This is a genomic window from Lysobacter sp. Root667 (assembly GCF_001427715.1).
GTDB lineage: Bacteria > Pseudomonadota > Gammaproteobacteria > Xanthomonadales > Xanthomonadaceae > Lysobacter.
In genome coordinates this window covers 24,564-47,318 of the sequence record NZ_LMHF01000011.1, presented here as the reverse complement: position 1 = coordinate 47,318, position 22,755 = coordinate 24,564, and the positions used below count along the sequence as shown (strand labels likewise).

Annotated in this window: 22 protein-coding genes; 15 read left to right on the top strand and 7 right to left on the bottom strand. The window is 69.3% G+C overall.

Features of this window, described 5'->3' with window-relative positions; genetic code table 11:
* Positions 1–69 precede the first annotated feature (69 nt).
* A complete protein-coding gene (locus ASD78_RS10405; protein ID WP_056101065.1) occupies positions 70–801 on the top strand; it encodes a pseudouridine synthase in 732 nt (243 codons plus the stop codon).
* Between the two features lie 48 nt (positions 802–849).
* Here ASD78_RS10405 and ASD78_RS10400 read toward each other — a convergent pair whose 3' ends face one another.
* Entirely contained in the window at positions 850–1,389 is a 540-nt protein-coding gene (locus tag ASD78_RS10400) for a DUF2059 domain-containing protein (protein WP_056101062.1), read from the bottom strand.
* A 101-nt stretch (positions 1,390–1,490) separates the two neighbouring features.
* On the opposite strand from ASD78_RS10400, the gene arfB reads away from it, so the two are divergent.
* From arfB to ASD78_RS10385, 3 genes are all read left to right on the top strand, one after another.
* A complete protein-coding gene (gene arfB, locus ASD78_RS10395; protein ID WP_055905094.1) occupies positions 1,491–1,904 on the top strand; it encodes an alternative ribosome rescue aminoacyl-tRNA hydrolase ArfB in 414 nt (137 codons plus the stop codon).
* Between the two features lie 112 nt (positions 1,905–2,016).
* On the top strand, positions 2,017–2,523 hold the full coding sequence (locus ASD78_RS10390; RefSeq protein WP_304438352.1) for a 1-acyl-sn-glycerol-3-phosphate acyltransferase: 507 nt from the start codon (positions 2,017–2,019) through the stop codon (positions 2,521–2,523).
* A 355-nt stretch (positions 2,524–2,878) separates the two neighbouring features.
* Positions 2,879–4,279 (top strand): glycosyltransferase, encoded by a 1,401-nt coding sequence (locus ASD78_RS10385; protein WP_156087704.1) that lies wholly within the window; start codon positions 2,879–2,881, stop codon positions 4,277–4,279.
* Between the two features lie 691 nt (positions 4,280–4,970).
* Here the strand turns inward: ASD78_RS10385 and ASD78_RS21690 are convergent.
* Together ASD78_RS21690 and ASD78_RS10380 are read right to left on the bottom strand one after the other, a co-directional pair.
* A complete protein-coding gene (locus ASD78_RS21690; protein ID WP_255355390.1) occupies positions 4,971–5,093 on the bottom strand; it encodes a hypothetical protein in 123 nt (40 codons plus the stop codon).
* 19 nt (positions 5,094–5,112) lie between these two features.
* A complete protein-coding gene (locus ASD78_RS10380) occupies positions 5,113–6,081 on the bottom strand; it encodes a LysR family transcriptional regulator (protein WP_055905085.1) in 969 nt (322 codons plus the stop codon).
* Positions 6,082–6,202: 121 nt separating this feature from the next.
* Between ASD78_RS10380 and aceB the strand changes: the two genes are divergently transcribed.
* From aceB to ASD78_RS10360, 4 genes are all read left to right on the top strand, one after another.
* On the top strand, positions 6,203–7,813 hold the full coding sequence (aceB, locus tag ASD78_RS10375) for a malate synthase A (RefSeq protein ID WP_056101056.1): 1,611 nt from the start codon (positions 6,203–6,205) through the stop codon (positions 7,811–7,813).
* A gap of 158 nt (positions 7,814–7,971) precedes the next feature.
* On the top strand, positions 7,972–9,267 hold the full coding sequence (gene aceA, locus ASD78_RS10370; protein WP_056101053.1) for an isocitrate lyase: 1,296 nt from the start codon (positions 7,972–7,974) through the stop codon (positions 9,265–9,267).
* 340 nt (positions 9,268–9,607) lie between these two features.
* Entirely contained in the window at positions 9,608–10,630 is a 1,023-nt protein-coding gene (locus ASD78_RS10365) for a GGDEF domain-containing protein (protein ID WP_156087715.1), read from the top strand.
* A gap of 34 nt (positions 10,631–10,664) precedes the next feature.
* On the top strand, positions 10,665–13,301 hold the full coding sequence (locus ASD78_RS10360; protein WP_056101051.1) for a putative peptide modification system cyclase: 2,637 nt from the start codon (positions 10,665–10,667) through the stop codon (positions 13,299–13,301).
* Here the strand turns inward: ASD78_RS10360 and ASD78_RS10355 are convergent.
* Complete coding sequence (locus ASD78_RS10355) at positions 13,253–13,579, bottom strand: NHLP-related RiPP peptide (RefSeq protein WP_055905068.1); 327 nt, start codon at positions 13,577–13,579, stop codon at positions 13,253–13,255. The genes ASD78_RS10360 and ASD78_RS10355 overlap by 49 nt on opposite strands.
* A 111-nt stretch (positions 13,580–13,690) precedes the next feature.
* On the opposite strand from ASD78_RS10355, the gene ASD78_RS10350 reads away from it, so the two are divergent.
* From ASD78_RS10350 to ASD78_RS10330, 5 genes are all read left to right on the top strand, one after another.
* Complete coding sequence (locus ASD78_RS10350; RefSeq protein ID WP_056101048.1) at positions 13,691–14,896, top strand: putative peptide maturation dehydrogenase; 1,206 nt, start codon at positions 13,691–13,693, stop codon at positions 14,894–14,896.
* Positions 14,897–15,325: 429 nt separating this feature from the next.
* Positions 15,326–15,772 carry a hypothetical protein gene (locus tag ASD78_RS10345; RefSeq protein ID WP_055905062.1) on the top strand — a complete coding sequence of 149 codons (447 nt, stop codon included), beginning with the start codon at positions 15,326–15,328 and terminating at the stop codon, positions 15,770–15,772.
* A gap of 317 nt (positions 15,773–16,089) precedes the next feature.
* Positions 16,090–16,563, top strand: coding sequence for a hypothetical protein (locus ASD78_RS10340; RefSeq protein ID WP_156087702.1), 474 nt, complete (start codon positions 16,090–16,092; stop codon positions 16,561–16,563).
* A 327-nt stretch (positions 16,564–16,890) separates the two neighbouring features.
* Complete coding sequence (locus tag ASD78_RS10335; RefSeq protein ID WP_162250161.1) at positions 16,891–17,358, top strand: hypothetical protein; 468 nt, start codon at positions 16,891–16,893, stop codon at positions 17,356–17,358.
* Positions 17,359–17,726: 368 nt separating this feature from the next.
* Positions 17,727–18,200 (top strand): hypothetical protein, encoded by a 474-nt coding sequence (locus ASD78_RS10330; RefSeq protein WP_156087701.1) that lies wholly within the window; start codon positions 17,727–17,729, stop codon positions 18,198–18,200.
* Between the two features lie 18 nt (positions 18,201–18,218).
* Here the strand turns inward: ASD78_RS10330 and ASD78_RS10325 are convergent, their stop codons facing one another.
* Complete coding sequence (locus ASD78_RS10325; RefSeq protein ID WP_056101036.1) at positions 18,219–19,733, bottom strand: YifB family Mg chelatase-like AAA ATPase; 1,515 nt, start codon at positions 19,731–19,733, stop codon at positions 18,219–18,221.
* Between the two features lie 10 nt (positions 19,734–19,743).
* A complete protein-coding gene (locus ASD78_RS10320) occupies positions 19,744–20,010 on the bottom strand; it encodes an accessory factor UbiK family protein (RefSeq protein ID WP_055904990.1) in 267 nt (88 codons plus the stop codon).
* A 275-nt stretch (positions 20,011–20,285) separates the two neighbouring features.
* Between ASD78_RS10320 and ASD78_RS10315 the strand changes: the two genes are divergently transcribed.
* Positions 20,286–20,624 (top strand): P-II family nitrogen regulator, encoded by a 339-nt coding sequence (locus ASD78_RS10315; RefSeq protein WP_055904987.1) that lies wholly within the window; start codon positions 20,286–20,288, stop codon positions 20,622–20,624.
* Between the two features lie 28 nt (positions 20,625–20,652).
* Here the strand turns inward: ASD78_RS10315 and ASD78_RS10310 are convergent, their stop codons facing one another.
* Positions 20,653–21,597, bottom strand: coding sequence for a LysR substrate-binding domain-containing protein (locus tag ASD78_RS10310; protein WP_056101030.1), 945 nt, complete (start codon positions 21,595–21,597; stop codon positions 20,653–20,655).
* Between the two features lie 169 nt (positions 21,598–21,766).
* Here ASD78_RS10310 and ASD78_RS10305 point away from each other — a divergent pair, with 169 nt between their 5' ends.
* The gene (locus ASD78_RS10305; protein ID WP_235566485.1) at positions 21,767–22,753 is read left to right on the top strand and encodes a YeiH family protein; all 987 of its coding nucleotides are present in this window, start codon (positions 21,767–21,769) and stop codon (positions 22,751–22,753) included.
* The last annotated feature ends 2 nt before the right edge of the window (positions 22,754–22,755 follow it).

Here is a 22,755-nt window from a genome sequence, read left to right as displayed (position 1 = left end):
GGTGCGTGTGACTACCGGGGCAATAGACGAAAATACCCGTTGGCCTACCTACCGCCTGCGCCATTGAGCATGAACGAGACATTCAGCCTTGCCGACGAGCCCGCCGAACTGCCGGTGCTGTACGCCGACGCCTGGCTTGCGGTTATCGACAAGCCGGCGGGGCTGATGGTTCACGATAGCGCGCTGGCGCGCGGCGAGACCGACTTCGTCGCCGACCGCCTGCGCGCCCAGTTCGGCCGGCCGGTGTTCCTGGTCCACCGCCTGGATCGCGCCACCAGCGGCTGCCTGCTGCTGGCGTTCGAGCGCGAGGTAGCCTCGGCGCTGGGCAAGGTGCTGATGTCGCGCGAGTTCGAGAAGGACTATCTGGCGGTGTGCCGCGGCTGGCCCGAGGATGCGTTCACCATCGACTACCCGCTCGACGGCGGCCCGGGCAAACCCTTGAAGAAGCCTGCGATCACACGCTTCCGGCGCCTGGGGCGCTGCGAATTGGCACACCCGTCCGGCGGCTTCGAGACCTCGCGCTATGCCTTGTTGCTGGCGCAGCCGGAGACTGGGCGTTTCCGCCAGATCCGGCGTCACCTCAAGCACGTCTCGCACCATCTGATCGGCGATACCAGCCATGGCGACGGTCGCCACAATCGCGCGTTCCGCATGCTGGGCATCCATCGCATGCTGCTGCATGCGCAGCGCCTGGCGTTCCTGCATCCGGTCACCGGCGAGCGGGTGACGGCGACCGCGCCGGCGGATCGGGAGTTGGCCAAGGCCCTGGCCTTGTTCGAGGCGGAGGACTCCGCGCGCTGAGCCTGCGGGTTGGGCGAACGCGGGGCCGATCCCCGCGTCCCCGCGCGCTTACTTGGTTTCGGCGCCGGCGCTCTTGGCCTTGACCTTGTTTTCGCGGGTTTCGGCTTCGCGCGCGTCGGCTTCGATGTCGCGCTGCAGGCCCTGCATCATCGGCACGACCAGCTTCTGCATCGCGGTCATGGTGTTCTGCATCAGCGCCGGCATTTTGTCGAGCAGGCGCTGCCCGGTCGGGCTGGCGTAGAAGGCGATCAGGCTTTCGGTGTCTTCGGCGCTGAAGGTCTCGCGGTAGATATCGCGGTAGACCGGCTCCAGCTTGTCCCAGGTCAGGGTCTTGCGCATCTGCGCGCTGGAGCGGGCCAGAATGCTGTCCAGGCGCTTGCGCTCCTCGGGATCGAGGTCGCGGCCGTCCATCATCTGGTCGACCATCTGCTTCTGCGAGGTTTCGATCTGCGGCAGCACGGCCTCCACGGTCTGGCGCGCGCGCATGACTTCGAGCAGGCGGTCGACCTGGGCGTCGCTGGGTGGGCCGGCGAGGGCGGCCAACGGTGCGGCCAGCATCAGCGCGACGGCGAGGGCATAGCGTTTCATGGGCGGATCCTCCTTGATTGGCGGGCATGGTCGTCGGCATCCCCCTTGCCGTCAACGCCGGGACGCCGGCCCGGACTACAATCGTGGCCGGAGGGAAAGCGATGGCCGATCCTGAAATCACCATACCCGAGCAGGAACTGATCGAGCGCTTCGTGCGTTCGACCGGTCCTGGCGGGCAGAACGTCAACAAGGTCGCGACCGCGGTCGAGCTGCGCTTCGACGTGGCGCAGTCGCCGTCGTTGCCCGAGCCCGTGCGCGAGCGGCTGCTGGCCAAGCGCGACCGGCGCGTGACCGGCGACGGCGTGCTGGTGATCAGCGCCCAGCGTTTCCGTACCCAGGAACGCAACCGCGACGACGCCCGCGTGCGCCTGGCGGCGTTCATCGAAAGCGGCCTGCACGCGCCCAAGCCGCGCATCGCCACCCGCCCCAGCCGTGCCTCCAAGGAGCGCCGGCTGGGCGCCAAGCGCGAACGCAGCACGGTCAAGCGTGGCCGTGGCCAGCCCGACTGGGATTGACGGAGCGCGCATGTCGACGACAGACGACAACGTGGTACTGGCGCTGCCGCCGAACGCGCCGCAGGTGCGGCGCAACCGCCTGACGCGCTGGATCGGCCGCAGCATCCTGCGCATGGGCGGCTGGCGCATGGTCGGGCGCTTCCCGGACATCCCCAAGCTGGTCCTGATCGGCGCGCCGCATTCGTCCAACTGGGACGGCGTCTGGGGCTTCGCGGCCAAGGCGGCGATGGGCCTGGACATCAAGGTCCTGGGCAAGGATTCGCTGTTCAAGGTGCCGGTGCTGGGCGCGGTGCTGCGCTACCTGGGCGTGATCCCGGTCAACCGCAGCGCGGCCCACGGCGTGGTCGAACAGGCCGCGGCGATGATCCGCAGCGCCGACCGGTTCTGGTTCGGGCTGGCGCCGGAGGGCACGCGCAAGCCGGTGGAGCGCTGGAAGACCGGCTTTTGGAAGATCGCCAAGGCGGCCGAGGTGCCGGTACTGCCGGCCTATTTCCATTACCCGGACAAGATCATCGGCATCGGCGAGCCGTTCCAGCTCGGCGACGACATGAACGCCGATCTGGCCCGGATCCGCGCCTGGTATCGGCCCTGGCAGGGCAAGCATCACGGCACGACCTGAGCCGGATCGCGGCGCGCCGCATGCGGGTTCGTGAGTTGCCGTCTCGGGCCGCAATGGCCCGATAGCGTTCGCGGCGGCCGCGCCTGCCGTCGAAAATCCCATCGCCGGCAAGCGCTTCGGCCGCCCGGCTTTGCCGGCGTCCGGGAGGTTCGCTCCGACGACCGCTTCCGGCCGCGCTTTGCGTATCGCTTCATCACGGGGGCGATGCGTCGCGGGGGGTGACGCAGGTTCCCGGTTCGGACCAGGAGGTCGATCGTGCCGGGCAGGATCTCGTCGGGGGGAGTGGCGGAGGCCACGGTCGTCGTGTGTGCGGCAGTCGCGGATACGATCCGCCCAGCTTTGCGGGAGGTGCGTGGTGCCCGCGTTACCCTGGTTCGCGCTTAGCCCCAACGGCCTGCTCAGCGCCGTCGGGCTGTGGCGCGGCGCGCAGGAAACCGTGCCCACGCCGGTCGAGGACTGGCGCCAGGCGGTGGTCGACGTGGTCATCCCGGCACGCCTGCAGCAGCACGACATCGCCCATTGCCTGGCGGCCCTGCTGGCGCAGACCCTGCAGCCGCGCGGCGTGATCCTGGTCGACGACGGCGGTACCGAGCGCGACGGCACCGCCGCGATCGCGCGCGAGTTCGCCGCCGCCAACGGCCTGTCCCTGCGGGTGGTCGAGCGCATGTGGTCGATCGGGCGGGGCCCGACGATCAAGCGCCAGGCGCGCGAGTCCGACGCCGATGTCGAGTTCGTGCTCGACGGCGACACCCTGCTGCATTCGGCCGACTACATCGAGCGCTGCGTGCGCGAGCTGTACGAGGGCGTCGGCATCGCCAGCGTCTGCGGCATGGTCCAGCCGATGCGCGGCGAGCACCGGCGCGCGCTGGAACGTTCGTCCGCGTTCCAGCGCTGGCTGCACGGCGAGGCCTACCGCGACCCGCGCACGCGCCGCGGCTTCGGCCGGCGCGCGCTGCAGTGGCTGGGCGACGTCTACCGCGAGACCAGCTACCTGCTGCAGCAGCGCTTCATCAACCGCGGCCAGATGGCCCTATTCGGCGGCGTGGTGGTGCCGCGCGGCAACGCGATCGCGTATCGCCGGCGTTACGTCAAGGACCTGTTCGACCGTTACGAGCCGATCCACGGCGACCAGCTCGACGAAGGCGAGGACGTGTTCATCGCCCTGGCGCTGGCTCAGGAGGGCTATCGCAACGTGCAACTGTCCACGGCGCTGGCGCATGCCGAACAACCGCCGCTGGATCGCCTGCCGCGCCAGAGCTACCGCCAGGCGCGCGCGTTCCTGCGCGGTTGCCGCGAGTTCAATCCGCTGCTGATGACTCCGTTCAAGGCCTGGCGGCGCTGGCTGCGGCCGCGGCCGCGGATCGGCGCCGAGCAACGCCGGGTGCGCGAGGCCTATCGGCAGCCGTTCGGCGAACGCCTGACCCACGAGCACGGCCGGCCGATCGGTTGGGCGCTGTTCCTGATGGCGTTCGAGCGCCTGGGCTATCCCTTGCTGCTGCTGTGGTTGCTCATCAGCGGCGCCTGGTTGTGGCTGGGCGCCATCGTGCTGGCGGAGATCGTCGCGACCGCGGCGGTGCTGGCGGCGATTTCGGGTGAGGCGCGCGCGGCGATCTCGGGCGGTGCGCGCGCGACGATCGTGGGCAAGGCGCTGCTGGTCGCGCCTTTGCGCTTTGCGATGGTGTTCGTGGATTTGGTGGCGGCGGTGGCGTTCGTGGCGGATCGGGCGCAGCGCCCGCGGCTGCGTAGGGGCCGCTAGCGTCTTTCCGGCCGCTCTGGCCTTGGGGTAGGAGCGGCGTGAGCCGCGACCGCGACCTCCGACTGCTGCGTGAGTTTCGATGCGAATCGGCTTCGCTTTCTGCTTTCTGTGGGAGCGGCGTGAGCCGCGATCGCGAACTCCGAGGGTGGGCGATGGATTCGTTTTCTCTTGCCACTCGCCTTGGGGTAGGAGCGGCGTGAGCCGCGACCGCGACCTCCGGCTGCTGTGTGAGTTTCGATGCGGATCGGCTTCGCTTTCTGCTTTCTGTGGGAGCGGCGTGAGCCGCGATCGCGAACTCCGAGGGTCGGCGATGGATTCGTTTTCTCTTGCCGCTCGCCTTGGGGTAGGAGCGGCGTGAGCCGCGACCACGACCTCCGGCTGCCGACGGAGGTTTCGCTACGGCTCCGCTTTCTGGCTTCTGCTTTCTGTGGGAGCGGCGTAAGCCGCGATTGCGAACTCCGAAGTTCGGCGGAGGTTTCGATTCTTAAGTCAACGGCTTCCGCCTGCTGCGCATGCGGGTCACTTTCTCTTGCTAGCCCAAGAGAAAGTAACCAAAGAGAAGGGCTAGCGTGACCAAACCTCCCTTGCGAGTTCGGAGCGTGGGAACATCCTGTTCCTCGAAAAACGGCGCGCGTCCTGCGCGCCGCCCTTCGGGTCTGAGTGGGGTTGGGTGAGTGCGGGGCATTGGATTTCAATGCCGGGGCAACAGCAACAGCAACAGCAACAGCAACAGCAACAGCAACAGCAACGGCAACGGCAACGGCAACAGCAACGGCAACGGCAACGGCAACAGCAACAGCAACAGCAACAGCAACCGCAGGCTTCGCTCGCCTTCAGCGATCCGACTGCCCCGTCGCGTAATAGTCCCCGCGGAAAAACAAATCCGGCTGGATCAACTCGGTAAACGCCCGCGCTTGCGGCGACAGGTATTTGCCCTTGCGCACCACCACCCCATAGCTGCGCGAGGGGAAGTACGCCGCCAGCGAGCGGGCCGACAAGCGCGAGCGGTCGGCGTCGGTCAGGCAGATCGCGGTGACGATGCTGATGCCCAGACCCATCGCCACGTACTGCTTGATCACCTCCCAGCCCCCGACCTCCAGCGCGACCGTGTACGGCACCCGGTTCTGCTGGAACACCAGGTCGACCATGCGGTAGGTGGTCAGGCGTTGCGGCGGCAGGATCAGGCCGTAGGGCGAGAGGTCCTGCAGGCTGAGGTCGGGCTTCAGCGCCAGCGGATGATCGCGCGGCGTGATCAGCATCGGTTCGAAGCGGTAGACCGGGGCGTAGCTGAGGTCGCCGGGCACATCCAGCATCGAGCCCACCGCCAGGTCGACGCCGTCGGAGCGCAGCAGGTCCAGGCCGCCGGCGCCGGTGACGTTGTGCAGGCTCAGGCGCACGTCCGGGTGCGCGGCGCGGAAGGCTTCGACGATCTTGGGCAGCAGGTAGAGGATGGTCGAACTGCCGGCGGCGACGTTGAGCTCGCCCCCGTCCAGGCCGCGCACGCGCTCGCGGAAGGCGCCGTCCAGTCCGTCCAGGCCCTCGACCAGGGGTCGGGCCAGTTCGTACAGCTCCTGGCCCTCGCGGGTCAGGCTCAGGCGGCGGCCGCTGCGCTCGAGCAGGCGCACCCCCAGATCGCGCTCCAGCGCCTGCAACTGCAGGGTCACGGCCGGCTGGCTCAGGTACAGCGCCTCAGCGGCACGTGAGACGGAGCCCAGGCGGGCGGTCTGGCAGAACGCCCGCAGCGGCTTCAGGCGATCGCCCTTGTAGGCGAAGCGGGGGCTGCCGGTGTGCTTGGTGGTCACATGAAAGACATATATAAGTTTTCCAAATGATATGCATTGAAAAAACTTGATTGTCAAATACAAGACGCCGGCGCATGGTCGAGCCCTAACGAAAAACGCGTGATGCGTAGGGAGTACCGGCATGTCGGCAGTGATGGCGCAACGGCAGGAGTCGAACGGGATCGAATTGACGGCCAGTCTGGCCGGGCAGGAGCAGTTGCTGACGCCGGCCGCGTTGGCGTTCCTGGCCGACCTGCACCGCCGCTACGAACCGGTTCGCCAGGCCCGCCTGGCCGCGCGCCGCGAGCGCCAGGCCTATTTCGACGCCGGCGGTCTGCCGGACTTCCGCGCCGACACCGCCGCGATCCGCAACGGCCACTGGCGCGTCGCCGCGCTGCCGGCCGCGCTGCTGGACCGCCGGGTCGAGATCACCGGCCCGGTCGACCCGAAGATGGTCATCAACGCCCTGAACTCGGGCGCCAAGGTCTTCATGGCCGACTTCGAGGACAGCACCGCGCCGACCTGGAACAACCTGATCACCGGCCAGCGCGCGCTGAAGAAGGCCGTGGCCGGGACCCTGGACTGGATGGCCCCGGACGGCAGCAAGCACTACACCCTCAAGCCCTTCGAGCAGCAGGCGGTGCTGATGGTGCGGCCGCGCGGCTGGCACCTGGACGAGAAGCACCTGCTGATCGACGGCGCGCCGATCTCCGCCAGCCTGTTCGACCTGGGCCTGTTCGCCTTCCACAACTCGGACGTGCTCGCCGCGAAGGATCGCGGACCCTATTTCTACCTGCCCAAGCTGCAGTCGATGGAAGAGGCGCAGCTGTGGAACGACGTGCTCGACCGGGTCGAACAGGCGCTGGGCCTGAGCCCGGGTCAGATCAAGGTCACGGTGCTGATCGAGACCCTGCCGGCGGTGTTCGAGATGGACGAGATCCTGCATGCGCTGCGCACGCGCATCGCCGGCCTCAACTGCGGCCGCTGGGACTACGTGTTCTCCTACCTCAAGACCTTCCGCGCGCACCGCGACAAGGTCCTGCCCGAGCGCGGCCAGGTGACGATGCTGCAGCCGTTCCTGCGCGCGTACTCGGAACTGCTGATCCAGACCTGCCACAAGCGCGGCGCCCACGCGATGGGCGGCATGGCCGCGCAGATCCCGATCAGCGGCGACGAGGCCGCCAACGAAGCCGCGCTGGCCAAGGTCCGCGCCGACAAGTTGCGCGAAGTCACCGCCGGCCATGACGGCACCTGGGTCGCGCACCCGGCGCTGATCCCGCTGGCGATGCGCATCTTCGACGAGCGCATGCCCGGCCCGCACCAGCAGCACGTGCTGCGCGACGACGTGCTGGTGATCCGCGACGACCTGATCAAGCCCTCGCTGGGCACCATCACCCGCGCCGGTTTCGAGGGCAACGTCGAGGTCTGCGTGCGCTACCTCGCGGCCTGGCTGGACGGCAACGGCTGCGTGCCGATCCATTGGCTGATGGAGGACGCGGCCACCGCCGAGATCGCGCGCACCCAGCTGTGGCAGTGGCTGCACGCCTCCGGCCTGCATCTGGACGACGGCACGCCTGTCGATTTCGCCCTGCTCGAACGCGCCCTGATCGGCCTGCCGAGCAAGCTCGCCGAGCGCATGCAGCTGCCCGGCGCAGCGCGCCTGGGCGAGGCCATCGCGATGCTCGACCAGCTCACCCACGCCGCCACCCTGGAAGAGTTTTTGACCCTGCCGGCGTACGAGCGCATCGACTGATCCGCGCGACCGCCTTGGGGTAGGAGCGGCGTAAGCCGCGACCCGATCTCCAGGCATCCGACGCAATCCGATATCGCGGTCGCGGCTTACGCCGCTCCTACCCCAAAGCACATTCGCCACCCCACGTCGCTACGACCCACACGCAAGGAACCGAAGTCATGAGCCACCTGCCGACCGCCGAGCAACTCCGCAACGACTGGGCCAGCAATCCGCGCTGGGCCGGCATCACGCGCCCGTATTCGGCCGAAGACGTGGTGCGGCTGCGCGGCACGGTGCCGGTCGAGCACAGCATCGCCAAGCTGGGCGCGGCCAAGCTGTGGAACTCGCTCAACACCGAGGACTTCGTCAACGCGCTGGGCGCGCTGACCGGCAACCAGGCCATGCAGCAGGTCAAGGCTGGCCTCAAGGCGATCTACCTGTCGGGCTGGCAGGTCGCCGCCGACGCCAACATCGCCGGCGAGATGTACCCCGACCAGTCACTGTACCCGGCCAACTCGGTGCCGCAGGTCGTGCGTCGCATCAACAACACGCTGCTGCGCGCCGATCAGATCCAGTGTGTTGAAGGCACGGGCGACATCGACTTCCTGCAGCCGATCGTGGCCGACGCCGAAGCCGGCTTCGGCGGCGTGCTCAACGCCTTCGAACTGATGAAGGGCATGATCGAGGCCGGCGCCTCGGGCGTGCATTTCGAAGACCAGCTGGCCTCGGTCAAGAAGTGCGGCCACATGGGCGGCAAGGTCCTGGTGCCGACCCGCGAAGCGGTCGAGAAGCTGGTCGCCGCGCGCCTGGCCGCGGACGTGATGGGCGTGCCGACCCTGATCGTCGCGCGCACCGACGCCGAAGCCGCCGACCTGCTGACCGCCGACATCGACCCGAACGATCAGCCTTTCACCACCGGCGAGCGCACCAACGAGGGTTTCTACAAGACCCGCAACGGCCTGGACCAGGCGATCAGCCGCGGCCTGGCCTACGCGCCCTACGCCGACCTGGTGTGGTGCGAGACCGGCAAGCCGGACCTGGAGTTCGCGCGCAAGTTCGCCGAAGCGATCCATGCCAAGTTCCCGGGCAAGCTGCTGGCCTACAACTGCTCGCCCAGCTTCAACTGGAAGAAGAACCTGGACGACGCGACCATCGCCAAGTTCCAGAAGGAAATCGCCGGCTACGGCTACAAGTTCCAGTTCATCACCCTGGCCGGCTTCCACAGCCTGAACTACGGCATGTTCAACCTCGCCCATGGTTATGCGCGCCGCCAGATGAGCGCGTTCGTGGAGCTGCAGGAAGCCGAGTTCGCGGCCGCCGAGAAGGGCTTCACCGCGGTCAAGCACCAGCGCGAGGTCGGCACCGGCTACTTCGATGCGGTCACCCAGACCATTCAGGGCGGGCAGTCCTCGACCGTCGCGCTCAAGGGCTCGACCGAGGAAGAGCAGTTCCAGCAGGCCAAGGTCGCTGCCTGAATGCGATGAACGGATGCGTGGCCGATCGCGCGGCGCACCCGGTTGGGGGACCGGGTGGGCTGCGGCGATCGCTCGGACCGCGGCCAGCCGCGGTGCAGGGAGCGGACCGGCGCGCCTCGATCGAAGCCGGTGGGATCGATGGGCCTGGATCGTGGGTCCAGATCGAAACGGCTCGATCGCAGCCGCCCCCGCCCTCCCGGTGGGGCGGTAGTGGCCTGACCGACTTCCCCCGGATAGGCCGTTTGCCCTGCAAGTGAGGTGCTATCCTGCCTCTCCAGCCTCTGAAGGAACCGGGGATCCGGGGGTCGTGGGGATGAATCGCGATGGTGCTGCGCCGACCATGACGGGCGGTCAGTTCAATTCGGATCCAGTCGCGGCGCCTAATGAAGCGGCGACGGCGGCGCTTAGCCAAGCGGAATTCGAACTGTTCGCCGAACTCGGCCGTCCCCGCCACGTCGAAGCCGGCCAGGTGCTGTTCCGTCGCGGCGAACTGGGCACGACCATGTTCGTGGTCGCGCGCGGCGCGATCGATCTCGACTTCGGCGACGACCTGGTCACCAAGCGCCTGGGCCCACGCGAATTCTTCGGCGAACTCGGCCTGCTGATCGGCGACCACGCGCGCAGCGCCGACGCCATCGTCGCCGGTTCCGGTCTGCTGATCGAACTGCGCCACGAGGAATTCCAGCGCCTGGTCGATCGCAACGCCGGCCTGGTCTGCCATTTCCTGCGCCGCGCGATCATGCGCGTGGTGCTCAACGAGCAGGGCCTGATCCGGCGCCTGCGCCGTCGCAACCAGGACCTCGAAGCCGCGCTCGACAGCCTGTACGCGACCACGCATCAGCTCAACCAGACCGAAGAGCTGATCCGCACCGACGAACTCACCGGCCTGTACAACCGCCGCGGCCTGACCCTGCATCTGCAGGAGTCCCGCGCCCTGGGCATGCCGCAGACCCTGGGCCTGGTGCTGGTGGACTGCGACCGCTTCAAGCAGGTCAACGACGACCACGGCCACCTCGCCGGCGATCGCGTGCTGCAGAGCGTGGCCAGCATCCTGCGCTCGGTGGCCGGCCCCGACGACATCGCCTGCCGCCTGGGCGGCGACGAATTCTGCCTGCTGGTTTCGGCCGGGCATGCCCATGAGGTGATGCGCTTCGCCGAGTTCATCGTCGCCACGGCGCAGAACCTGCTGCTGATGCCGCAAGCGCCGCCGACCATCTGTCCGGTCAGCGTTGGCGCCTGCATGGTCGACCCGCGCGCGGACTGGAACGACTGGTACGCGCGCGCCGACGAAGCGCTGTACCAGGCCAAACGCAAGGGCGGCAACCGCGTGCACTGGCAAGACGCGACACTGGAACCGGTCTGACCGGCACCCGCGAACGAACAAGGATGCCGTCGCGATGAACGATGCCCACCGCCCCCATCCGGAAGCGCCGCAACTGCGGACGCTGCTGCTGACCGACCTGTGCGATTCGACCACCCTGGTCGAACGCCTGGGTGACGGCCCGGCGGCGGAGTTGTTCCGCGAACACGACCGCCTGGTCCTGCAGCTGCAGCAACAATGGCGCGGCCGCCTGATCGACCGTTCCGACGGCCTGCTGCTGTTGTTCGAACGCCCGATCGACGGCCTCGGCTTCGCCCTGGACTACGAGCGCGGCCTGCGCGAGATCGGGCGCGAACGCAAACAGCCCCTGCTCGCGCGTGCAGGCCTGCACGTCGGCGAAGTGCTGACCTGGCGCAACAGCGACGAGGCGGTCAAGGTCGGCGCCAAGCCGCTGGAAGTCGAAGGCCTGGCCAAACCCATGGCCGGACGCCTGATGGCGATGGCGCGTCCCGGCCAGATCCTGCTGTCGGCGGTGGCCGAGCCGCTCGCCCATCGCGCCGCGCGCGAACTCGGCGAGCGCGGCCAGCAACTGCTGTGGAAGTCCTACGGCCGCTGGCGCTTCAAGGGCGTGCCCGATCCCCAGGAAATCTACGAGGTCGGCGAGCCCGGCATCGCACCGCTGCGCGCGCCGCCGAATTCGCCCAAGGCCTGGCGCGACGTGCCGCTGTGGCGGCGCCCGGCCGCGCTCGCGGCGGAAGTCGCGCTGCTGGCGGTGGTCGGCGTGGGCGTGTGGTTCGTGACCAAGCCGCAGCCGGCGATCGCCTTCAACGAGCGCGACTGGGTAGTGGTCGGCGACCTGCGCAACCTCACCGGTCAGAGCGTGCTCGACGATTCGCTGGAGCAGGCGTTCCGGATCAGCCTGGAGCAGTCGCGCTACGTCAACGTGCTGTCCGACCTCAAGGCGCGCGACACGCTGGCGCGGATGCAGCGCAAGTCCGATACCTTCCTCGACCGTTCGGTCGCGTCCGAGATCGCCCTGCGCGACGGCGCGCGCGCGGTGATCCTGCCGACCGTGGCCGAAGTCGGCGGGCGCGTGCGCGTCAGCGCCGAGGTGATCGACCCGCACACCCAGACCACCGTCTACGCCGAGTCGGTCGACGGCGTCGGCGCCGGTTCGGCGCTGGCCTCGATCGACCAGGTCACTGCCAGCCTGCGCAACAAGCTGGGCGAGGCGCTGAAGTCGATCGACAACGATTCCGCGCCGCTGCCGCAGGTCACCACCAAGAACCTCGACGCGCTGCGCGCCTACGCCCTGGGCACCAAGGCCTACGCCAAGCGCCAGTTCCCGGAAGCGCTGCAGTATTTCCAGCGCGCGCTGGAACTGGACCCGAACTTCGCGCTCGCCCACATGGGCGTGATGCGCGTGTACGTGAGCAACGCCGACAACGCCGCCGCACGGCCCTCGCTGACCCGCGCGATCGCGTTGCGCGAGCACCTGCCGGCGCGCGACGCCCTGTACCTGGACGCCTGGGCCGCCGAGTTCGGCCCGCAGCCTTCGCGGCGCGCGGCGCCGAAGTGGAAGCTGCTGGCCGGCCTGTATCCGGACTACTACGCCGGCCAGAGCCGCCTGGCCTGGTTCGACTTCACCTCCGGCCGCTACGACGCCGCGCTGCGCGGCGCGCAGGCGTTCGCCGCCCCGCAGAACGCGCTGCGCGACATCGCGATGGAGCTCAAGGGCCGCGTCTACTTGGCCCAGGAGCGTCCGGCGCAGGCGCTGGAAAGCTTCAAGCAGGCCGAAACCGCCGGTCAGTACCCGCCCACGCGCCGTCATGCAGCCGCGCTGGCGACGCTGCGCCGCTACCCCGAGGCGGAAAAAGTGCTGGCCGGGCTGCCCGCCAACGACCGCAGCCTGGGCGTGCTGGTCAATGAGTTCGAACGCATCTCGATTCCGCTCGACCAGGGCCGGCTGAGCGAGGCCCAGCACCGCGCCGACCGCGCCGCCGCCGCCGCGGGCAACGCCAATCCGCTATTGCGTTACCCGTTCGCCATCGCCGACTACTGGACCGACCTGCTGCGCGACCCGGACTCGGTGGCGCCGGCCAGGATCGCCGCGCTGGCCGAGGCCATCGTCGCCGACGCCGACAAGCCGGCCGGCGAAGCCGATCGCGACGACCTGCTGGTGATGGCCCTGGCCGCGGTGCGGCTGGGCCAGCGCACCGGCGACCGCGGCATCGGCGAGCGCCTGCTGCCGAAGCTGGGCGCGATGACCGAGGACTCGGGCCACATCGGCGCGATCAAGCTGCTGACCGTGGCCAGGGCCGAACAGCTGCGCCTGAGCGGCAAGCCGGCCGAAGCGGCGGTGCTGCTGGCGCGCGAGATCGACGGCAGCGAGCCGTTCCAGCTGCACGTCGCCTTGCGCGACGCGCTGCGCGATGCCGGCAAGGCCGAAGAGGCGCTGAAGCAGGACCGCTGGCTGGCCGCGCACCGCGGCCTGGCCTACATCGAGCCGCTCGGCGGCCAGGCCCTGCAATCGATGAGCGTGGCCGACGCCAGCCTGGCGCCGCTGGATGCGGCCGAACGTCTGGCGGGTCTCGGTCGCCCGGACGAAGCGCGGCGGGAAGCCGAAGCCTTCCGCCGCGCCTGGGCGAGCGAGACCCTGCCGCCTTACTTGATGCGCAGGCTGGACGCGACGCTGCCCGCTTCGAAGCAGTGAACCACCGTGTGGGTGTCTTCCGAGGTCAGGTAGCTGCGCAGCTCATCGCGCGAGGCCTGGATTTCTTCTTTCGGGGCGATGTTCGCCACCATCATGCAGCTCGTATCGGACAGTGCGGCCTTGGTCTGCGCCGGCGCCAGGCCGACCCTTCCCAGCGCGGCGGCCGGGTCCTGAACGAATAGCTCGCGGAAATGATCGTCGTTGCCGAGCTTGTCGAGCAGCTTGTCGGCGATCTTCGGATCCAGGGGCGGATGCCCCCTGCTGTTGTCGTTGCCCATCGGTACTCCCCCTAGCAGAGCCTGTTGCGGCCCCGATAGCCGAGGAATCTATCCTTGTCCCACGTACGGGACAACCTCAAACTCCGTAAAAATGCAGCGCGGGAGCGGAATATGCGGGTGCGGCGATGCGCGGTGGTGTTTCTGGAACCGCGCGAGGAGATCGGCTTCGATCTGTCGTCCCTGCTCAGCGGCGGCGCCGGACTGCGGCGCCAACGGCGCTGGCTGGCCCTGGCCGCGCATCTGGACGGCGAAATCGAGATCGACGCCGACGAGCGCGAACTGCTCGGCCGGCTCAGCCCCGGCGAATGGAGTTCCACCGAGACGCTGGCCGATGCGCCGCCCGCCGCACTCAAGCGCCTGCTCGCGCTCGGCCTGCTGATCGGCGAAGACCCGGCCCACGCCGGCCACCGCGAACGCGACCAACGGCTGCGCGACGGCCATTGGTGGCCGGCGTCGGCGATGCTGCACCGGCTGGCGCGTTGGGAGGGCGTGGATGGCGTGGCCGACATGGAGGCCAAGGACATGACCACCGTGTCCGGTCTGCTCGACAAACTCGGTGCGCCGCCGCCGCCGGTGCACGAGCGGGTCCCGGCCGCGCAGCGCATCGCCTTGCCGGAGATCGCGCCGGGCGAATTCGATGCGCTGCTCGCGCGCCGCGCCACCTGCCGCAACTTCGACCGCGAACGGCCGCTGCCGCAGCACTTGTTCGCGCACATGCTGCAGCGCACGTTCGCCGCCCAGGCCCAGTTGCGGACCCACGACGACGCGGTGTTCCTGAAAAAGCACACGCCCTCGGCCGGCGGCCTGCATCCGACCGAAGCCTACCTGGTGGTGCAAAACGTCGAAGGCGTGGCGCCCGGGCTGTACCACTACCACCCGGTCGCGCACGCGCTGGAACCGCTGCCGCCGCCGAACGAAGCCCTGGCCGCGTTCGCGCTGCGCGCGCTGGCCGGCCAGCACTGGTTCGCCGGCGCGCCGGTGCTGGCGGTGCTGGCGCCGCGTTACGCGCGCTGTTTCTGGAAGTACCGCCACCACGCCAAGGCCTACCGCGCCCTGGTGCTGGACAGCGGCCACCTGTCGCAAACCCTGTACCTGAGCGCGACCGAGTTGGGGCTGGGCGCGTTCGTGACCTGCGCGGTCAACGAGGTCGATATCGAACGTGCGTTCGGCCTGGATCCTCTGATCGAAGGTCCCTTGGCGGTGTGCGGCTTCGGCTGGCGCTCGGCGGAGCGCAGCACGGCAGAGTTCGATCCCGGTGGTGCGGTATGGGCGCCCGAGGCTGGCTTCGAGCGGGCGCCGGACCGGCCAGAGGGCTGAGGGACCTCGAATGGGCCGGGCCGTTCGGTCCGGGGCCAAGGGCCCGAGCCGGCCGCCCGCCGTGGACGATGACAGGCCGGCTGCGCTCGTTGTTTCTAGTACGAACGCTCCTTTTGATAGACGTCGCCGCGTCGCCCCGACCCCGCCGTCAGCGCCGTCCCACAGCGGCACCCATTCATTCGGCCGGAGAGATCCGCCCGGCCACGGTCCGGCGCAGCGCAGGCACGGTTGGCCGCAGAGCGGCGCTGTTCCGGCATCGCCGGCGCGGGGGCCGGGGCCGGCCCAGTCGAGCCTAAGTCATTGACCTTGCTAGGGCCAAGTCCGGCGAGGCGCGCCTGCGGCGGGCGACGCCCGGCGGTTGAAGGCCGCATTTTGCCGGCGTAACGTCGATCGCTCGCAATCGTCGTTCGCCATCCAGGAGTTCGCCCCATGAAGTTCCGAGCCTGGGCCCTGTCGTTGTTGCTGGTGGCCCCCCTCTCGTTCGCCTCGGTCGACCGTGGCGTGCTGCAGTTCGAATCGATCCGTTCCCAGCAGAGCGAAATCCGCGCCGCGGTCCAGGCCGCCAACGGCCGCTACAAGGACATGCCCACCCACACGCGCGGCGAACTGCTGGCCAAGCAGCAGCAACTGTTCCATCTGATGGAAGGCAAGCAGTCGACCCAGGACCTCAACGAGGACCAGAAAACCGAAGTGTTCAACGCTTTGGAGTGGATCGAAGCGGCGATCAACTCGGCCGACGACGAGCGCATGGTGTGCGAGCGTCGCCAGGTCCTGGGCAGCAACCGCAAAGAGCGCGTGTGCCGCACCGCCGCCCAGATCCGCGCCGAGCGCGAATCCGCCCGTGAGCGGCTGCAGAACGGCGAAGTGCGCCAGTAAGGCGAAAGCACCGACCTGCGCGAAACCCGCTTTGCGACCATCGCCGAGCGCGAAAACCTGATCCGGTACGCGCACGAATGGAAGGGCGACTCGGCCCTCTGCGTGCCGCAGTCGGGCCCCCTTTCCGGCGGCGTGCAGCGACCCTGAAACCTGTCCGGCGGCATCGCCGCCGCCGGCCCGGCCCTCCTGAATTCACCCGGACGGCTTAGTCCCAAGCGCGTATTTCGACGCGAGGCGTTGCCTTGCGCCGTCGCCGCGTGTATCTCTGGCTGCCGATCGCGACGGTGTTTCCGTCGCCCAGCCAGGGAGTTCCGGCGATGCGCATCCTCGTCCTGTCCGTACTGCTGCTGGCGCCCGCCCTGGCAGCGGCCGGCCCGAAGCCGGAGGTGCCGCCGGCACCGCCGGTGCCGATGGTGGCGATCATCGAGCAGCAGAAGCAGATCCGCGCCGACGACCAGGCCCAGCGCGGCCGTTACCGCGAGTTGCCGACCGGCGAGCGCGTCGAACTGCTGACCAAGCAGCTGGAACTGCTGAGCCTGATCGAGGACAAGGCGACCTCCGAGGACCTGAACGCGCACGAGCAGGTTGAGGTCTTCAACCGCCTGGAATGGATCGAGGCCAAGATCAACGGCACCGAGGACGAGCGCACGATCTGCCATCGCGAACGGATCCTGGGCAGCCAGCGCGTGACCCGGGTCTGCCATACCGTCGCCGAGCAGCGCGCCGAGCGCGAACGCGCGCGTCAGAAGCTCGATCATCGCCCGCGCCAGCTCGGTACTTCCGAGCTCTGACGCACCGCTGGCGACACCCGCGCAATCTGCATTCACCAGCGATTTACGGCGATACCGTCGCCGCGGAGCGCGGGGCCCGCAAAGCGGCCGGCAAGCGCCTGGATCGCGGCGTGTTCCATGAACATCGCTGACCTGAATACGGCCGGCCCCTGGGTGGGCCTTGACTACGCCTGCCAGGTTGGGCGATCGCCGTGCTTGGACGGCGCCCCCGCCCGCTGCATTCGGCTTGGCGCAAAGCTGCGAAAAAGAGGGTGGGAGGCAGTCGACACGGCCGATTCGGCAAAGTATGTTCGGGTGCTCCAAAAACCACGGATCGTTCCAATGTCGATGAAGAAGGTAGTGATGGCCCTCGTGCTCGGCGGCCTGCTGGCGGCGCCGGCCGCGTTCGCTTCGGTGGACCGCAACGCGTTGCAGGTCGAGTCGATCCGCAGCCAGCAGGCGGAGATCCGCGCCGGCGTCGAGTCGCGCACCGGCCGTTACAAGAACCTCAACGCCGACACCCGTTCGCAGCTGCTGGCCAAGCAGGGCGAAGTGCTGCGTACGCTCGAAGGCAAGCAATCGACCGACGATCTCAACGAAGAGCAGAAGACCGAAGTCTTCAATGCGCTGGAGTGGATCGAAGCTGCGATCAACAAGACCGAAGACGAGCGCCTGGTTTGCGAGCGTCGTCAGATCCTGGGCAGCACGCGCCGCGAGCGCGTGTGCAAGACCGTCGCGCAGATGCGCGAAGAGCGCGACGCCGCGCGCAACCAAATGGACAGCCGCGGCGGCTGCGCCGACTGCAAGAGCAACTGATCGCCGCGCTCCACGCGCGCAAGCGGTGGTGTCGCGACGCGATGCCCGGACAGGCGGCCTTCGGGCCGCCTGTTTCGTTTCGGCGCGCACCTATCTGCGCGTAGCTATCGCCGGCAAGTTCATGGCCTTGGCCGGCCAGCCGCGAATGCGAATCCGCACCGCCGCGGCGCGACGAAGGCGGCCGGCTCCGATCGGCACGCCAGGCGCCGTTCCGCGTTTCCGACGTGCGGTGCCTGCGGCCGTTGAAGCCGGTGGCGGGGCGGGGTAATGTCCGGCTCGGGGAAAGACCAAACGAGCCAGGCCCGCGACACCGCCTGCTTCTTCAGCGATCGCGGCAGCGCCCACGCTCCACACACGGAGTCATCGCCATGAAACGTCTAGTGCTGTGTCTGCTGCTGGCCCTGGCCGCAGGGCCAGCAGCAGCCGAGAACGCGTCGGCCGACGGCCGCGACCGCTTGCAGATCGTGCTGGAGCAACAGCGCGAGATTAAGGCCGATCTCGACGGCAACCGCTTCGAAGGCCTCAGCCCGCGCCAGGCCAATGCGGTCCGAAAGGCGCAGAAGGAAGTGTTCGCGGTCGCCGAGGGCAAGCAGTCCCTGGACCAGCTGTCGATGGACGAGAAGATCCGGCTGGAGAACGCCCTGGAGCGCATCAACGCCGAAATCGTCGACACCCGCAGCGCGCGCGACGATCAGGACGTGTGCTGGCGCGAACGCGTGAGCGGCACCGGCATGAAGAAAACCCGCTGCGGCACCCAGGCCGAGATGCGCGAGGCTCGCGAAGGCGCGCGCGGTTTCCTCGAGAGACCCAAGGTCTGCGGCGAGAATTGCTCGGGCTTGTAAGCCGGGCGGGCGGCAGGCTCAAGCCGCCTGGTTGAACTGGCCGCGATCCGCGCGCCGATAGCCGATCGCCTCGGTCAGGTGCGCGCTGTGGATGCGCGGGCTTCCGGCCAGGTCGGCGATGGTGCGCGCGACGCGCAGGATGCGGTGGGTCGAACGCGCCGACAGCTGCAGGGTTTCCACCGCGCGTTCGAGCAGGCCGTAGTCGCGGTCGTCGAGGCGGCAGGTCGCCGAGGTTTCGGCCTGGGTCATCTGCGCGTTGACCTTGCCGGCGCGGCTGCGCTGCAGTTCGCGTGCCTGGGCCACGCGCACGCGGACCTCGGCGCTGGATTCGCCTGGCGGCGCGTCCGCGCGCAGTTCGGTCGGCGCCAGCCGCGGCACTTCCACGTGCAGATCAATCCGGTCCAGCATCGGCCCGGACACGCGGGCGCGGTAGCGGCGGATCGCGTCGATGCCGCAGTGGCAGCGGCCGCTGCGGTCGCCGGCCCAGCCGCAGGGGCAGGGGTTCATGGCCGCGACCAGTTGGAAGCGGGCCGGGAATTCGGAGCTGCGCGCGGCGCGCGACACCGTCACCACGCCCGACTCCAAAGGTTCGCGCAGCACTTCCAACGCGCGCCGGTCCCACTCGGGCAGTTCGTCGAGAAACAGCACGCCGTGGTGCGCGAGCGAAATCTCTCCCGGGCGCGGTTCGGCGCCGCCACCGACCAGGGCGACCGCGCTGGCGGTGTGATGGGGCGAACGGAACGGGCGCTCGCGCCAGCGCGCCGGGTCCAGGCCGCGGCCGCTGATTGAGGCGATGGCGGCCGCTTCCAGGGCTTCGTCCTCGTCGGCGTCCGGCAGCAGGCCGGGCAGGCGCGCGGCCAGCAGGGTCTTGCCGCAGCCGGGCGGGCCGATCAGCAGCAGATGGTGGCCGCCGGCGGCGGCGATCTCCAGCGCGCGCCGCGCCTGGCTCTGGCCGCGCACATCTTCCAGGTCCGGTCCTGGAACGCGGCGGGTCGGCACGGCGATCGCGGCCGGCAGCGGTTTGCGCGCCGACAGCAGGGCGCAGACTTCGAGCAGGGTGCGCGCGGTCATGGCCTCGACCCGGCTGGCCAGCGCGGCTTCGGCGCCGTTGCCGGCCGGCACCACCAGCTTGCGTCCGGCCTCGGCCGTGGCCAGCGCGGCCGGCAGCACGCCGTCGATCGCGCGCAGTTCGCCGGTCAGGGCCAGTTCGCCCAGGAATTCGTAGTCGCCCAGCGCGTCCAGCGGCACCTGGCCGCTGGCGGCGAGGATGCCCAGCGCGATCGCCAGGTCGTAGCGCCCGCCGTCCTTGGGCAGGTCGGCCGGCGCCAGGTTGACGGTGATGCGGCGGGCCGGGAACTCGAACTGGGCGCACTGGATCGCTGCGCGCACCCGGTCCTTGGCCTCGCGCACCGCGGCTTCGGGCAGGCCGACGATGGACATCGAGGGCAGGCCGCCGGCGAGGTGGACCTCGACCCGGACCGCGGGCGCATGGACGCCCGTACGTGCACGGCTGTGCACGATCGCCAGATTCATGGCGGCAGGCTCAGTGTTGGGGCGGTGCGGACTGGCCTAGCTGCGCTTCCAGCTCGGCCACGGTGCGTTGCAGTTCGTCCAGCTTCTCGCGCGTGCGCAGCAGGACCGCGCGCTGCACTTCGAATTCCTCGCGCGTGACCAGGTCCAGCTTGGCCAGCCCGCTCTGCAGCACGGCCTTGAAGTTCTGCTGCATTTCCTCGCGGCCTTCGCGCACGCCGGGCGGCAACAGCGAGCCCAGGCGGCGGGCGAGGTCGTCGATATGGTTCAGGTCGATCATCGGGTCGGGACTCTATCCGGGGGACGTGGCCAGCTTGGCCTCGTGGCCGGGACGGCGCCGTAGGTGTGGGCCGCATCGCACTGTCAGAAAAATCTGACACTGCGGTAAGCCATTACACCACGGGCGCGGTCGCGGACGCGAGGCAAGCCATGCTCGAACGCGGCCGGGCGAAGACCGCGTGAATGCCGTCCGGAACGCGGCTGGAGCGCGTCGCTCGGCTATGCTGCCGCCAAGACGAGGCGCGCTGCGCGCGGGTAGGGAACCGGAGAGCGACGATGAAGATGGTCATGGCGGTGATCAAGCCGTTCAAGCTGGACGACGTGCGCGAGGCGCTGGCCGAAGCGGGCGTGGCCGGCATCACCGCCACCGAGGTCAAGGGCTTCGGTCGCCAGAAGGGCCATACCGAGCTTTACCGCGGAGCCGAGTACGTGGTCGATTTCCTGCCCAAGATCAAACTCGAAGTGGCCGTGGTCGACGAGCAGGTCGAGGCCGTGGTCGAGGCGATCATGAAGGCGGCCGGCACCGGCAAGATCGGCGACGGCAAGATCTTCGTCTGGGATCTGGAGCGCGCGGTGCGCATCCGCACCGGCGAAATGGACGGCGACGCGTTGTAAGGGCGTTGCGGCGGCGCAATCGTGCGCGTCACGTACCCGGCTTGGACTGACGCGCGCGCGGCGCGGTCGAATCCGCGTCCAGCGCCAGGAACGCGCGCAATGCCGGCGCCTGCGGGCGATTGACCAACTCCAATCGATACAAGGGCCGCGTGGCGGCATTGGCGTCGCCCAAGAGCGCGATCGTGCGCAACCGTCCGATCGCCACCAGATCGGCGACCACGGTTTCCGGCAACAGGGCGATACCCGCGCCCGCGGCTGCCGCGCGCGCGATGGCCTCGTTGCTGCCGATCTCGATGGCGCGTGCGGGCACGATGCCCTGGGCGTCGAACCAGGCCTGCGCGGCCTGGCGCGTGCCGGAGCCGGGTTCGCGCAACAACCAGGTCTGCTCGGCCAAGGCGCTGGCGGCCATGCGTTTGCTGCGGGCCGCGACGCCATCGCCGGCGGAGATCAGGCGTAGCGCTTCGGTGCGCCACAGCGAGGCCGCGATCCGCGCATCGGCGACTTCGCCTTCGACGTAGCCGACATCGACCCGGCAATCGATCAGCGCGCGGCTGATCTCGTCGGTGTTGCCGACCACCAGCTCCAGTTCCAGCGTGGGGTGGCGACGCGCGAACGCGGCGATCGCCTGCGGCAGCCAGTACGCGGCGACGGTGGTGCTGGCGCCGATGCGCAGCCTGCCCTGGCGCAGCTCGGCCCGGTCGCGCACGTCTTCGCTGGCGGCGCGTTCCAGGGCGAAGATCGCACGCGCATGTTCGAACACCGCGCGGCCGTGCTCGGTCAGGGCCACGCCGCGCAGGGCCTTGCCTTCGGCACCGCCGCGCTCCAGCAGCGGCAGGTCGAGCTGGTGCTCGAGTTCGCGCACCGCCTTGGACACCGCCGACTGGCTCACGAACAGCAACTCCGCCGCGCGCGAGAAGTTCTGGGCCTCGACCACGGTCAGGAAGGTGCGCAGCAGATGCAGGTTCATCGGCATGAGCCAGATTCATGGATCATGGAATTATATGCATTGGACGCCGGTACCGCGGCGGCCTACCGTGGCGCCCTTCGCCATGGAGCGCCCCGTGTCCGTCGCCTACGAAACCACCCAGCTGTCCACCACGCCCCGCACCGCGTTGCGACGTCTGGCGGTGTGGACGCCCGGCCTGGCTTTGGCGGCGGCGATCGCCGCGCTGGCCTGGACCTTGGGCGAGTGGGCGCCGCTGCGCGGTCTGGGACTGAGCGCGCTGACCCTGGCGATCGTGCTCGGCATCGCCGTCGGCAATACCGCTTTCGCCCGCATCGCCGCCGCGGCCGGCCCCGGCGTGGACCTGTGCCGCAGCCGATTGCTGCGCTTGGGGATCGTGCTGTACGGATTCCGGGTCGGGTTCCAGGACCTAGCTGCGGTCGGCATCGCCGGGCTGGTGGTGGATGTCGTGGTCGTGGCCTCGGTGTTCGGTCTGGCGGTCTGGCTGGGCACGCGCTGGCTGAAGCTGGACCGCGAGACCGCGATGCTGATCGGCGCCGGCAGCGCGATCTGCGGCGCGGCCGCGGTGATGGCGACCGAGCCGGTGCTGCGCGCCCGCGCGCATCAGGTGTCGGTCGCCGTCGCGACGGTGGTCGTGTTCGGCACCATCGGCATGTTCGTCTACCCCTGGCTGTATCCGCACCTGGGCATGAGCGAGCACGCCTACGGGCTGTACGTCGGCTCGACCGTGCACGAGGTCGCGCAGGTGGTCGTGGCGGGTCAGGCAATCGGCGCAACCGCCGCCTCGACGGCGGTGATCGAGAAGATGCTGCGGGTGATGCTGCTGGCGCCTTTCCTGCTGCTGTTGTCGGCGCGCGGCACCCGCGGCGCCGACGGCACGCGCCCCAAACTGGCGATGCCGTGGTTCGCGCTCGCCTTCATCGCGATCAGCGGCCTGCACTCGCTGCTGCCGCTGCCGCCGGCCTGGACCGCGGCCATCGTCCAGTTGGACACCGCACTGCTGGCGATGGCGATGGCCGCGCTCGGCCTGCGCACCCAGCTCAGTGCGATCCGCCAGGCCGGCGCCAGACCTTTATTGCTCGCCGCGCTGCTGTTCGCGCTGTTGACGGTGGGCGGCTACGTACTCAATTGCCTGGCGATGCGCTGGGTCGCTGGCGGCGGATAAGG